The organism is Nocardia sp. XZ_19_231, assembly GCF_015355705.1.
In the GTDB taxonomy this organism is placed as follows: Bacteria; Actinomycetota; Actinomycetes; order Mycobacteriales; family Mycobacteriaceae; genus Nocardia; species Nocardia salmonicida.
The window spans coordinates 759,534-772,130 of record NZ_JACUZI010000001.1 but is presented as its reverse complement, the minus strand read 5'-3'; the positions used below and the strand labels follow the sequence as shown (position 1 = coordinate 772,130).

The window sequence follows — 12,597 nt, the reverse complement described above, 5'->3', positions numbered from 1 at the left end:
CTTTCAGGCATCGAGCACGAGACGGTCCGTGCGCGCTCGGGAGACGCAGATCATCATGGTTTTGCCCGACTCTTGTTCAGCCGGTGTGAGAACCGAATCGCGGTGCTCGACTTCACCTTCGAGCACGGTGGTTTCGCAGGTCGCGCACGTTCCTTCGCGGCACGACCACAGCACATCGGCACCGGCGCGCTCGAGGGCGTCGAGGACCGACGCATCGGCCGGAACGTCGATGGTCCGGCCGGAGCGATTGAGTACGACCGTCGTCGGCCGGTCCGGTCCGGTCGACGCGATCTCCTTCGGATGGAAACGTTCGACTCGCAGAGCCTCCGACACACAGTGCTGCTCGACCGCGGTGAGCAGCGGCTCGGGGCCACAGCAGTACACGAGCGTGCCCGAGCCCACCGGCGCGAGGATCTCGGCCAGCGGCATCAGCCCGACTTCGTCCTGCGCGTAGCGACGAACCCGCGCACCGTAGCCCGACAGTTCCTCGGCGAAGGCCATCCGCGCGTCGGTGCGGCCGCCGTAGTGCAATTGCCATGCGGCGCCGCGCTGTTCGAGTTCGCGGATCATCGGCAGCAGCGGGGTGATCCCGATGCCGCCGGCGATCAACAGGTAGCTCGCTGCCGGGGCGAGGGGGAAATTGTTGCGTGGCTCCCGGATCTCCAGCAGCGTGCCCGGCCGTACTTTCTCGTGCATCCACGCCGACCCGCCCCGACCCTGCTCCTCGAGCAGCACCGCGATGCGATAACTGTCCCGATTCGCGGGATCGCCACACAGCGAGTACTGACGAACGACGCCGTCGGGCAGGACGACGTCCACGTGCGCACCCGGTGCCCACGGCGGCAGTGGCGCGCCGCCTGGGTCGGTGAGCACAAAGGACAGCACGCCCTCTGATTCGTAGGTGATGGACCGAATTCGCACAATCGCGCTGATCACACGACGAGTCTGGCAGGGCTTCGCCGGCCCGAGGGGATTGATACTTTCAACGAATTGCCGGATTGAAAACGGGCGACCAGCGATGGTCGGCAGCGGGGAGAAACGGTCAGGAATCAAGAAGTTACGAGGTCGGTGCCGTGGCAGCATTGTTTTTCCACGGATCGACGAAAGGGTTTTCGATGAACATCATCGGAGTTCGGCGAGCTCATCGATGGCTCGCCATCGGCTTTCTCGCGGCAGTACTCATCACGGTGATCGGGTTGTCGCTGAGCGGACCGGAATGGGTTGTCTACCTGCCGCTGATTCCGCTCGCCGGACTGTTCCTGTCCGGTTCGGTGATGTATGTGCTGGTCTACCGCGGCTCACGAGCGGGCAGGGCGGCAGGCGGGCGCGTTCGTCAGGTGCATCGTTGGTCGGCGGTCGTGTTCGTCGTCGCCGTTGTCGCCACTGTCATCGCCTTGGCGCAGCAAGAGCCGGTGGTGTGGGTGTCCTATCTGCCGTTGATTCCACTCGCCGGGCTCTTGCTGTCGGGGTCGGTCATGCTGGTGTCGCCGCTGGTACGGGCGCGGCGGGCGGCCTCCGGCGGATAGCCGACCGCGGCTTCAGCCGATGTCGACCACCCGCGCCCACGCGGGTGGCCGGTCCGGAACGTAATCAGGATTGTCCTCCTGCCACGCACGTTCCCGGCGGAAGAGGCCGACCACCGTTCGGCACGCCGGTTGTTGTGACGGCCAGGGCGTTTGACCGTCCGTCAGGGCCACGAGCACATCGGGGCGGGTGCGCAGGGCCTTGGTGAAACCGGTGCGCAGGTCGGTGCCGCCGCCGCCGATCAGCGACATCCCCTCGGCCTGGCACAGCGGGTGGGCGATTCGTGCCGCGGCGTCGCAGGAGAAGACGGTGACCAGGTCGCGGCGGCCGCCGACGGCGCGGATGATGGCGGCGACTTCGAGCAGCGCGCTGCCCAATTCGTCGTCGCTGACCGATCCCGAGGTGTCGATGACCACGCTGACCTTGGGTGGGGTGCGACGCAGGCTCGGCAGCACGATGCCCGGTAGCGCTGTCGAGCGCCGAGCCGGGCGCCGGTAGGTGTAGTCCTCGCCGACACCGGGGGCAGAGGCGGCCGCGCGGAGGGCGGCGCCGAGCAGGTCCCGCCATGGTTGTGAGGGGTGCAGGGCCTCGTTCGCCCAGCGTCGCCAACCCTGGGGCGCGTCTCCTGGACGGCCGACGATGCCCTGTGCCACGAGGAATCGGACGCCGTCGCGCTGCTGTTCGCTGAGCCCGTCCGCGCCGTCGGGACCCAGCTCCCACGCGCGGTCCGATCCGTCCGCGCCGCTACCGCAGTCGAGCCACGCCATGCCTTCCGTCAGAGGCCCGAGGCTGAACTGACCCAGGTAGTCCTCCATGAGTTGCCCTGCGTCCAGACCCAATGTGCTGGGCAGAACCGCGCCTTCGGGCCGGACCAACCCGTCGCCGAACGCGTCGTCGTTGATCTCGGCATCCGCGGCGATATTCATCCGCAGCCGCTCGCCAGGGCCGGTCAGCTCGTGAGTGTGGGCGTAGCGATCACTGCGCGCGTGATGGTCGCGCAGCAGGTGCGAAACCTCGTGCACCAGTACCGAAGCCAGTTCTTCCACCGGCGTGTAGTCGACGAACCGTGGCGACACGTAGCACCGCCAATGTTTGTCCACACCCATCGTCGACACCCCTCGTGACTCGACGATGTGCAGGGCGTACAGCGCGGTCGCCAGATAGGGACGGGCCGAAACTGCTTGCAGCCGTGCGGCATAGAGCTTGTCGAAATCCAGCTCGGTCGTGTCCGCTGTCATCGGCCGGCCGCTACGGCAACGCGAGCCGCGGCGCGATCGGCGCTCTGGGATACCGACACCACCGCGGCGAGTTGTTCGATCGACGCGGGCACCTCCCAGTCGTCGCGGCGCAGCGTGGCCAGGGTGGTCGCGGGAACGACCACGAGGTCGGGCGCTCCGGTTTCCACGGCTTTGACCAGGAGCGACCAGGCCGCGTCCCACCGAGCCTTCTCCGGTCGTTTGCGGACCGCGGCCACCACAGCGTCGAGGGTTGCCTGGCGCAGGTCGCCCCTGGTCGGCAGTTCAGCGGCGACAGGATCGGCCAGCAATGCTTCCGGATCGGGCAGATCCATCCGATCGATGCTGGTCAGCAGTTCGAAACCCGGGCCGTCGCCGACCGTGCCGCGGATCAACTGCGACAGCGCATCACGACTCGCATCGGCCGCGGTGGCGAAGGCGATCAGCCGCACGGTCATCTCCCAACTCCGTGGTGACGCCCAGGCACCACCCCGCCGGGTTTCGGTGGTGGGCATCTGGTGCACGAGCTTGGGCCGCGCCGCGAGCAAGGTGCATACCGCACGACGCGCGAATGCGACTGCCTCCGAGAGCCTTTCGGGCGCGAGCCGTGGCAAGGTCGCGCGCGGCCATGTGCCGCCGAGGCCACGGACGACGACGTCGTGCTCGTGGATCCACTGCAGGTGCACGAAGCGGTTCGCCAGCGGCGGGCTCAGCTCCCAGCCGTCGGCGGCCGAGGAGCGCGGGTTGGCGGCCGCGACGATGCGCACCCCCGGCGGCAGTTCCAGCGCGCCGACCCGCCTTTCGAGCACCACACGTAGCAGCGCCGCCTGCACGGCGGGCGGTGCGGTGGACAGTTCGTCGAGGAACAGCAGGCCGCGCCCGGCCCGCACGAGTCGAACCGCCCAGTCCGGCGGCGCCATCGGCACACCCTGGGTCGCGGGGTCGTCGCCGATGATCGGCAGGCCCGAGAAGTCCGATGGCTCGTGCACACTCGCGATCACCGTGGTCAGTGGCAGGTCGAGGGACTCGGCGAGCTGGGTCAATGCAGCGGTCTTGCCGATGCCCGGCTCACCCCACAGCAGCACCGGCAGGTCGGCGGCCACCGCCAAGGTGAGAGCTTCCAGTTGCGTATTGGAGCGCGGCTCGGTCTTCACCTCACCCAGCAGGGCGAGGAGTTCGCCCGCGACGTCGAGTTGGGAGTCGGCGGTGCGAATCGGGAGCGGCGGGTAGAGAGAATGAACAGTCATGTGCGAATCACCTTTGGGTTCGGAAGAATTCGATGGATGAGAGCAGGTCGAGCGAGCTCACGAATCCGCCTGTCAGCGCGACAAGGCGTGACCATGACGGCCCGGACGACAACTCAGCGCAGGGTCAGGCGTCTAGGACGTGCGCGACGACCCTTGCGGTCGTACCGGTCGGGAGGGGTGTGGCCGCGACCGGGCGCGGGTAGGCCGGCCCGGAACAGGCCATAGGTAATCCGTTGTCGTACAGCAGCTTCGAGTGCGTCGCGAAGTGGTCCGTCGCGCAGCACCGCGTCGGCGCCGAGCTTGCCTTCGACGATGGTGAGGGCGCCGTCGATATCCCCGTGGTCCAAGCGGTCGCAGACGCCGACGAGCCAATCCGGTTGGCGCAGTGACCGGTCGATGGCCTGTAGGCAGGGCATCGGGGTTCCGGTCAGGACCGCAAGGAGTTCCTCGCGTCGGATTTCGGTGGGGTCGTGATCCAGCGCGGCGAGTACCCCGTTCACCAACCCGATGCGATGACGTTCGCCGCGGCACTCCACGATTCGATGAGCGGTGTCGATCTCGGAGTTCTCGCTCGGCATGCCGTCGCGGCCCAGCACCGAAGCGACCAGTGGATGCAGTCGGTCGGCGGCGATCGCGCCCGCGCGCAGCAACTCCAGGTCGGGGAGCACCCAGGTCGCGGCATCGGGCAGGACCGGAAGGGCCGAGATTCCGCCGCGCGGGTGTGCCTTCGAAATCCGCCCTGCGGGAGCGTTTTCCCCATCGGCGCGAACGTCCAACACCACCCGTTTCCGCGCACCGCACCGCACCAGCACCAGCCCGGACCGCTGTCCCTCGGCGCGCAGCAGAATTCCCGCCTCATCCGCCCACCGGTGGACGGCACAGCCCGGCGGCACCGATCCGGACAGCGTGAGACCGGGATCGTCACCGGGCGTCATGGCCGTGCACTGTCCAGCCCCAGCACGGGTTCGCAACTCCCCCACCCTGCGCGAATCCCACAGGTGACGGTGCAGGTCGAGCCGGTAGCGACTGTTGGGTCGGGGGTGTGGGTGCATGCGCGCACCGGTTCCGGGGCTCGTCCCGTCCCACAGCGCGAGGCTTATCCGCTGACCGGCAGCCGCCCATGCCGGCGGCGTACGCACGACCAGATGCACGGAACCCTCACGGGGACACAGTGTTCCATTCTCGACGTTCCCGATGCCCTCAGCGCCATAGCGTGCCAGGACCATCGTCAGCCCGGGCCGCAAGAAGCCGTCCGGCGCGATCCTGGGCAGATGCCAGCGCAAGAGATCCGGTGCCAGATACCGCAGATCGGCCCGCACGCGTGCGGCAAGTCCGTGCCCGTGGGTCCGCGCCAACGACCGCAAGTCGATATCGACATCGACATGAGCCGCGGCGCAGGCCCCGGACCAGTCGCCGACGAGACGCCGTGCGGTGGCGACCTCGATCATCGGGGGCGGCACAGCGAGTTCGCGCACACGCACCCACAGGGCTAGGCGCGAATCGTCATACGACGCACGGGAGTACTGCGGATCTTCGGTGAATTCCCCGCGTTCACGCGGGAGAGAAGCCGGTTCGATGACCGGCGTGGGGCTCAACGGCCCGGGCGCAGAACGCCCTTTCGACTCGATGTCATGTCGCCAGTATGCACAACAACGCGCGACCCGACAAGCGCTGAGGTTCGGGTCGCGCGGTCTGCCACCGAGTCGACGAGGCGGGCGGGCCCTGGTCAGCGACCAGATACCCGCCCTGCCGGAGCGTCGCTACCGCGCGTCGGTCAGCTCGCGCGCGTCGGACTGCGCACCCAGCTGCGGGTAGGTCGGGTATTCGATGCCCGAGATGTACTGCACGGTCCGCACGACCTGGCACGAGTAGCCGAATTCGTTGTCGTACCAGACGTAGAGGATGGCGGTGTCGCCCTCGACGATGGTGGCGTTGGCGTCGATGATCGAGGCCGCGCGCGAGCCGATGAAGTCGCTCGAGACCGCGTCGGTGGCGGCGGTGTAGTCGAGGTTGCGGCTCAACGGGCCCGCCAGGGATACCTGACGCAGGTAGGCGAGCACGTCCTCCTTGGTCGTGTCCTGCTTCAGCTGCAGGTTCAAGATCGCGACCGAGACATCGGGGGTGGGAACGCGGATCGAGTTGCCGGTGATCTTGGCCTTGAAGTCCGGCATCGCCTTGGCCACCGCGGAGGCGGCACCGGTCTCGGTGAGCACCAGGTTGAACGGCGCGGAGCGGCCGCGACGGTCGGCCTTGTGGTAGTTGTCGAGCAGGTTCTGGTCGTTGGTGAACGAGTGCACCGTCTCGACGTGTCCGCGAACGATGCCGAATTCGTCGTCCATAGCCTTCAGCGGCGGCACGATCGCGTTGGTCGTGCAGGAGGCGCAGGAGAAGATCTGCTGCGACAGGTCCAGGTCGCGGTGGTTGACGCCGTGCACGATGTTGGGCACGTCACCCTTGCCCGGCGCGGTGAGCACCACCTTCGCGATGCCGGGGCGCAGGTGCTGCTCCAGACCGTCGCGGTCACGCCAGCGACCGGTGTTGTCGATCAGGATCGCGTTGTCGATGCCGTAGGCGGTGTAATCGATCGTGGTCGGGTCATCGCTGTAGATGAACTTGATGACGTTGCCGTTCGCGGTGATCGTGTCGTTGTCCGTGTCGACCTTGATCGTGCCGTTGAAGTGCCCGTGCACCGAATCCCGGCGCAGCAGCGACGCCCGCTTGGCCAGGTCGTCGTCACCACCCCGGCGGACCACCACCGCACGCAGGCTCAGCCCGTTGCCCGACCCGGCCTTCTCGATGAGCAACCGGGTGACCAGTCGCCCGATCCGCCCGAACCCGTAGAGCACCACATCGCGCGGTCCCTGCGAGACGGCCTTGTTGCTGTCGCTCACGTCGGCCAGCACCGAGGTGGTGTACTCCTCGACGGAGAGCCCACGCTCATCGGCGTGATAGGCCATCACGAGCTGACCCAGGTCGATCTTGCACGGTCCCAGATCCAACCGGCTGATCATCTGAAGGAACGGCAGCGTCTCGTCCACCGACAGCTCTTCGCCGCCGATCTGGCGCGCGAAGCGATGCGTCCGCAGAATGCTGATCACCGACTTGTTCACCAGCGACCGACTGTGCAGCAGAATCGTCACACCCTTGCTGCGGTACAACGTCCCGATGATCGGAATCATCGCCTCAGCAGCAGCTTCCTGAGCGTTCCAGCGATCAAGTTGTTCGGTAGTCAACACACGTCCTCTGGTTCATCGATATTTCCGCTGCATCGATGCTAGTGAGGGCGAAATTTTCACCGTAGACCACTCCCCACCGGTGAGATCAGCGTCGCACCGAACCGGCGCGAGCGCCGACGTCACGGCGGTTCGCTCAGCGCCCGACATCCCATGCCAGCCGGGACAGATCCGGATGCGGCGAGGACCGCAACCGATCGAGCGCTTCCTGACGTTCCGGTGTGCGTCTACCCCGATCGAGGAGTGCGACGGCCAGCACCCCGCCGGTGACATCGCCGCGCGCGATCAGCAGCGCGATCGCGGGAAGCGCCACCTGGCCGACGGAACTCCAATTGGCGAAGGTGTGGGCGGTCGACACGAGCCGGGCAGCGCCCAGCGGGGTGAGGCGGTCGGCCAGAGTGTTCAACGTGGCGGCGAGGTCCTGCGCGACGCAAGGCGGTCGTCACGGCGATGCGGACGTCGGGGTGCAGGTCCGGTTCGGCCCGCGCACGCAACAACAGGTCGGCGGCGCGGCACCAGCCGCAGGTGGCCCCGAATCAGAACTTTCCCGTGTGGTGTTCGATCCGGTGACCCAACTGGGCGGTGAACTCGGTGATGAACTCGTCGGTCAGGGGTGGCCAGCCCCAGAAGTCGAAGGCGAGGGTGCCGAGGGCGAAATCGTCGGCCCATCGCCAGGTGGTGATCGGACTCGCCGTGGTGCAGGAGGCGCAGGTTGCCGAACCTGCACCGGATTCGATCCAGGCGTCGATCGCGTCCGAAAATGGTTGCCACACTGCGGGATCGGCTTCCCATGCCTGCGGGTAGTCGATGATCACGGTGGTCGCCTCGCAGTGTGGACAGATCGCGGCGGCCGGTTCGATGCCACCCTGGCCTGCGTAGTGGGCGTTTCTGCCGACGATCACGGCCACCGGCGCGGGGATCCAGTCCTCGCCCCAGCTCTGGGTGATCTCAGCCCAATCCGGGCCCGCCACATACCCTTCGTCGACTTGGAGGCTGTACATCGCGTCGCGCGAGGTTTCCCGAAGAAGCCATCGTCGCGACACCATCCAGTCGACCATCCGCTCCGCCAACGCACTCGCGTCCGCGTCCGCCACCTCGAGGTCGACGATCCGTTCGAAGAAATCACCCACCTCCGCATCCTGCCACCGGGGACCGACCTTGTCCCGGGTCTGTCGGCACCTGCCGATCGAGGCAGGCGCCGCGGTCAGGTCGCGGCAGTCCAGCGGATCTGGGCTGGTTTCACCCTCGCGCACAACGGGTTTCCGGTCGTATCGGTGAGACCGAGTCGAGCCTCGAGCACTCCCGATTCCGTCGCGGCAGCCAGAACCTCGGCAGGCACATCGGCGAGCATCAGTTTGGCCCGCCGGAACATGGTGACGGTTCCGGCGTCATCGACGGTGCCCCAGCTGAGATAGAGGAAGCGCTCCCCTGGTCTGCCTTGGATGTAGGGTCCGCGGACGTCGGCGCCGTCGAGGGTGCACTCCACAGTCCACGTGACAGAATCCGCGTCGCCACGCTGCAGGTCGAGTAACTCCTGCGGACGATTCTTCCGCTGCACGCCCACGTGGATGTTCGAGTACGCCGTCTCGATCCCCGGCGGTCGGCAGGACAACCCCGGCAGTTGCGTCCCCACGATGCGGATGAGCATCCGACCATCTTCGTGCACCCGCCGATCGAAGGACACCGCCCGGTCGAGTTCGGCACGTGTGGTGCCGAACTCGACGTCTCAGCGGTGAGACGATCAGCTCACGTCGGCTGTTTCGCTCGAAGCGGGCGACTTCGCCACAGCTTTCGCCGGCGCTCCCGGCCACCACACTTTGTCGCCGAGTAGCGCGAACAGTGCGGGGACGACCAACGTCCGCACCACGAACGTATCGAGCAGGATGCCGATTCCGACCACGATGCCCAGTTGGGTCAGGGTGATCAACGGCAGCACACCGAGAACACAGAACACCGCGGCGAGGACGACACCGGCGCTGGTGATGACGGCCCCCGTCGAGGCTACGGCGCGCACCATCCCCTGGGTGGTGCCGTGCGTACCCGCCTCCTCGCGCGCCCTGGTCACCAGGAAGATCGTGTAGTCCACCCCCAGCGCGACCAGGAAGAGGAAGCCGAACAGCGGCACGTTAGTGTCCAGCGCGGGGAAGCCGAAGACCGTGCCACTGATCCAACTGCCCGCGCCGAGCGCGGCGACCGCGCTGAGCACCGTGACGCCGACGAGCAGCACGGCGGCGGGCACCGCGCGCAGGAGTGCCAGCAACACCAGCAGCACGACGGCGAGGATCAGCGGAATGACCAGCGCCTGGTCTCGGCGGGCGGCGTCGCGGATATCGAGCGCCTCGGCGTCGGAACCGCCGACGAGGGCCTCGGCTCCGGGAACCGCGCCGACCGCTGTCCTGATCGCCGAGATGGTGGTGAACGCTTCCGCCGAGCCCGGCGCCGCGTTCAGAACGACCGACCACCGTGTCGAACCGACCTCGGACGTGCCGGTGGCGGTGGCGCGGGAAACGCCCTGCACGCCGTCCAGTGCCGCCTGCGTCTGCGCGGCGGTCGCGCTGCGCGCGATCACCACAGCCGGATCCGACGAGCCGGACGGGAAGTGTTCGGCCATCGTCTCCAGTCCGTCGACCGACTCGGCCTCGACCCGGAACTGCTCGGTCCGCGAGAGGCCGATGTCGGTGGTCGCGAGCCCGGTCGCGAAGACGATCAGCACCGCCGAGGCCGCCCCGGCAACGACGGCCGGGCGTCGCACGACCTTTGTCGCGACACTCGCCCAGACGCCCTGCTCGGCCGTATCGCGACCGTCCGCCAGCGGCACGAACGGCCAGAACACCCGTCGCCCGCACAGTGCCAGCAGGGGCGGCAGCGCGGCGAGCACGAAGATCAGCGCGACCACGAGACCGGCCGCGGCGAACGCGCCGAGGCTGCGAGTGTTGGGCAGCAGCGCCAACAGCAGTGTCAGCAGGGCGAGGACAACAGTCACATTGCTGGCGACGATGGCGGGCGCGGCACGACGCACCGCGGCGCGCAACGCCGCTCGATGGTCGGTGTGCCGATGCAGTTCGTCGCGATATCGCGACACCAACAGCAGCGCGTAATTGGTTCCCGCCCCGAACACCAGAACGCTGGTGATGCCGGATGTCGAGCCGTCGAAAGCGAGTCCGGTCAGATCGGCCAACAGCGTGCCTACGCTGGTGGCGACGCGGTCGGCGAAGCCGACCACCGTCAACGGCACCAGCCACAACACCGGCGAGCGATAGGTGACGATGAGCAAGACCATCACCACGATCGCGGTGACGATCAGCAACAGCGAGTTCGCGCCGGAGAAGGAGTTGGCGATGTCGGCGCCGAACGCCGGGCCGCCGGTGATCTGCACGCGCAGGGTATCGGGCAGATCGGTGGCGACCGCGGTGCGCAGTTCGCCGATCCGGTCGGTGAGCGCGAACCCGTTGAGCTGCGCGGACACCGGAATCTGGGCGAGCACGGCGCGCCCGTCGGGAGCCGGGATCACCTGGGCGCCGTCGGTCGGCGAGACGCCGACGCGGGTGAGCGCCGCGTCCACCGCGGCGAGGTCGCCGGGCGTCAGCGTGCCGTCGTCGGTGCGTGTCGCCACCATGATCGCCGCGGCCGTTCCCGCGTCGGGGAATTTCGCGGCGGCTTCGGCGGCCGAGGCCGATTCCGCCGACCGGGGCAAGGACACCGGCGCCTGTCCCGCGCTGTCGTTGCTGCCCGCCAGCCCCATCACGGCCATGGCGGCCGCGACGACAATCAGCAGCACCGCCCACGATCGTCTGCCGGTGACCAACCCGGCGAAGCGGTCCCATCCGTTTCCGTTGCTCGCTCGCATCACGGGAAAATTATTTCAGAAACTTAAGCAATCGGCAAAACCAATGGTTGCGGCAGCTAAGCTCTCTGTCGAACAGAGACAGGAGATCGCGTGGATGACGACACCGCCGACACAGAACCAGCCGTCGGCCGGTCGGAGTTGGAGACCGAGATAGCCAGGGACCTGCGTGCCTTGACCGCGATCTCCGAACAGATCGGTCATGTCTTCGCGCGATCGAACGACCTGCGCCCGAACGATTTCCGCGCCCTGATGCATGTCGCGACCGCCGACGCGGAGGGCTCGCCGGTGAGTGCGGGCCAGTTGAGCAAGTTGATGGGCGTCTCCGCACCGGCCGTCACCTACCTGGTCGAGCGGATGATCGAATCCGGGCACCTCGAACGCATGTCCGACCCGACGGACCGACGGCGAGTCAACCTGAGCTATACCGACCAGGGCATGTCGGTCGCGTCCGGATTCTTCGGACCACTCAGCGCCCGCACCCGCGCCGCGCTGGCCGCGCTGCCCGATGCCGACCTGACCGCCGCCCACCGCGTACTCGTCGGCGTCACCTCCGCGCTACGCGAGTTCTACGCCGAGCTACCGACGTCGGGGAATGCTGCCGAATAAGCACCACGGCCCGAGCTGACGCACGCGACCTGTCCCCGATCACCGGAAACGGCAATTCTCCGGCAATCGCTTCGTTCGATAGGCAGTATCGGTCGAGCGGGGGTGTCGCTCTGTTTCAGGTGGCAGACGGTGACACCTCGTGACCACGCATCCTTGCCTGGCCAACGGTCGGCCACCCGATCACATTCACCCTTCGGTATTGCGCCGCATCTTGTTAAAAGGAATCTGCTCCGGTAAACTCTGAGCAACCCACGAATATGGATACTGCACCCCTGCAGACCATTTCGTGGGCATGCGATTCTCGATGATGCACCACGACACCGAGCGGACATTCGCGTGCACCACCACCGGTGGTCCACTGACAAATGGATTCGAACATGTAGAAGTTTCCGACAGGACCTGCATCCATTCAACGGCGGATCGCTTGGTGTCGAGTGGGCGGTCCTCAGCATCACCGAGGAGTCGACCATGACCGGCAACACATCTGCGGTGCACAACGTCACGCCCGAGGCCGAGCCCTTCCAGCGGCAGGCCGTCGCCGAGGGGATATCCATCTCGGCCGCGTTCATGCTCGTCATCTTGGCGGCGGTCTCCATTCTGCAGGGGATCTCCGCGATCGTGGACGACCAGCTCTATGTCGCCGGCATCGAATACGTCTACGAGTTCGACACCACGACGTGGGGCTGGATTCATGTCGTGCTCGGCGCGCTCGCGCTGATCTGCGGCATCGGGCTCGCGGTCGGATCGACGTGGGGTCGATACAGCGCGCTGGGAATCGCCGCGTTGGTCATTGTCGCGAACTTCATGTCGCTGCCCTATTACCCGGCATGGTCCATCGTGATCATCGCGCTGAGTGTCGTGATCATCTGGGCTGTCTCCACCTGGCGACCCGAACGCTGAGTCCT

Annotated in this window: 12 protein-coding genes; 3 read left to right on the top strand and 9 right to left on the bottom strand. The window is 67.2% G+C overall.

Annotation, left to right across the window (positions count from 1 at the left end; all coding sequences use genetic code 11):
• Positions 1–3 precede the first annotated feature (3 nt).
• Positions 4–1,083: a PDR/VanB family oxidoreductase gene (locus IBJ82_RS03380; protein WP_194824452.1), complete on the bottom strand. Its 1,080-nt coding sequence runs from the start codon at positions 1,081–1,083 to the stop codon at positions 4–6.
• Between the two features lie 32 nt (positions 1,084–1,115).
• On the opposite strand from IBJ82_RS03380, the gene IBJ82_RS34460 reads away from it, so the two are divergent.
• Positions 1,116–1,526: a hypothetical protein gene (locus IBJ82_RS34460; RefSeq protein WP_228536411.1), complete on the top strand. Its 411-nt coding sequence runs from the start codon at positions 1,116–1,118 to the stop codon at positions 1,524–1,526.
• 12 nt (positions 1,527–1,538) lie between these two features.
• Here IBJ82_RS34460 and IBJ82_RS03370 read toward each other — a convergent pair whose 3' ends face one another.
• The 8 genes from IBJ82_RS03370 to IBJ82_RS03335 form a co-directional block, all read right to left on the bottom strand.
• Entirely contained in the window at positions 1,539–2,762 is a 1,224-nt protein-coding gene (locus IBJ82_RS03370) for a VWA-like domain-containing protein (RefSeq protein WP_194824451.1), read from the bottom strand.
• Positions 2,759–4,006 carry a MoxR family ATPase gene (locus tag IBJ82_RS03365; RefSeq protein WP_194824450.1) on the bottom strand — a complete coding sequence of 416 codons (1,248 nt, stop codon included), beginning with the start codon at positions 4,004–4,006 and terminating at the stop codon, positions 2,759–2,761. Before IBJ82_RS03365 ends, IBJ82_RS03370 begins: the two co-directional genes overlap by 4 nt.
• Before the next feature lie 113 nt (positions 4,007–4,119).
• Complete coding sequence (locus tag IBJ82_RS03360; protein ID WP_370585124.1) at positions 4,120–5,601, bottom strand: hypothetical protein; 1,482 nt, start codon at positions 5,599–5,601, stop codon at positions 4,120–4,122.
• 165 nt (positions 5,602–5,766) lie between these two features.
• The gene (locus tag IBJ82_RS03355; RefSeq protein WP_370585200.1) at positions 5,767–7,185 is read right to left on the bottom strand and encodes a glyceraldehyde-3-phosphate dehydrogenase; all 1,419 of its coding nucleotides are present in this window, start codon (positions 7,183–7,185) and stop codon (positions 5,767–5,769) included.
• Between the two features lie 190 nt (positions 7,186–7,375).
• The gene (locus tag IBJ82_RS03350; RefSeq protein ID WP_194824448.1) at positions 7,376–7,645 is read right to left on the bottom strand and encodes a hypothetical protein; all 270 of its coding nucleotides are present in this window, start codon (positions 7,643–7,645) and stop codon (positions 7,376–7,378) included.
• A gap of 130 nt (positions 7,646–7,775) precedes the next feature.
• Positions 7,776–8,369 carry a hypothetical protein gene (locus IBJ82_RS03345; RefSeq protein ID WP_194824447.1) on the bottom strand — a complete coding sequence of 198 codons (594 nt, stop codon included), beginning with the start codon at positions 8,367–8,369 and terminating at the stop codon, positions 7,776–7,778.
• A gap of 74 nt (positions 8,370–8,443) precedes the next feature.
• A complete protein-coding gene (locus IBJ82_RS03340) occupies positions 8,444–8,905 on the bottom strand; it encodes a DUF5990 family protein (protein WP_370585123.1) in 462 nt (153 codons plus the stop codon).
• Between the two features lie 75 nt (positions 8,906–8,980).
• Positions 8,981–11,086 carry an MMPL family transporter gene (locus IBJ82_RS03335; RefSeq protein WP_194824446.1) on the bottom strand — a complete coding sequence of 702 codons (2,106 nt, stop codon included), beginning with the start codon at positions 11,084–11,086 and terminating at the stop codon, positions 8,981–8,983.
• A 90-nt stretch (positions 11,087–11,176) separates the two neighbouring features.
• On the opposite strand from IBJ82_RS03335, the gene IBJ82_RS03330 reads away from it, so the two are divergent.
• Together IBJ82_RS03330 and IBJ82_RS03325 are read left to right on the top strand one after the other, a co-directional pair.
• Positions 11,177–11,692 (top strand): MarR family winged helix-turn-helix transcriptional regulator, encoded by a 516-nt coding sequence (locus tag IBJ82_RS03330; RefSeq protein ID WP_194824445.1) that lies wholly within the window; start codon positions 11,177–11,179, stop codon positions 11,690–11,692.
• Between the two features lie 468 nt (positions 11,693–12,160).
• Complete coding sequence (locus IBJ82_RS03325) at positions 12,161–12,592, top strand: acetyltransferase (RefSeq protein ID WP_194824444.1); 432 nt, start codon at positions 12,161–12,163, stop codon at positions 12,590–12,592.
• The last annotated feature ends 5 nt before the right edge of the window (positions 12,593–12,597 follow it).

What these genes read in the sequence shown, in the direction of transcription:
- IBJ82_RS03380 (WP_194824452.1), bottom strand. Translation starts at nt 1,083, where the DNA reads ATGCTGCCACGGCACCGACCTCGTAACTTCTTGATTCCTGACCGTTTC.
- IBJ82_RS34460 (WP_228536411.1), top strand. Translation starts at nt 1,116, where the DNA reads ATGAACATCATCGGAGTTCGGCGAGCTCATCGATGGCTCGCCATCGGC.
- IBJ82_RS03370 (WP_194824451.1), bottom strand. Translation starts at nt 2,762, where the DNA reads ATGACAGCGGACACGACCGAGCTGGATTTCGACAAGCTCTATGCCGCA.
- IBJ82_RS03365 (WP_194824450.1), bottom strand. Translation starts at nt 4,006, where the DNA reads ATGACTGTTCATTCTCTCTACCCGCCGCTCCCGATTCGCACCGCCGAC.
- IBJ82_RS03355 (WP_370585200.1), bottom strand. Translation starts at nt 7,185, where the DNA reads ATGATTCCGATCATCGGGACGTTGTACCGCAGCAAGGGTGTGACGATT.
- IBJ82_RS03335 (WP_194824446.1), bottom strand. Translation starts at nt 11,086, where the DNA reads ATGCGAGCGAGCAACGGAAACGGATGGGACCGCTTCGCCGGGTTGGTC.
- IBJ82_RS03325 (WP_194824444.1), top strand. Translation starts at nt 12,161, where the DNA reads ATGACCGGCAACACATCTGCGGTGCACAACGTCACGCCCGAGGCCGAG.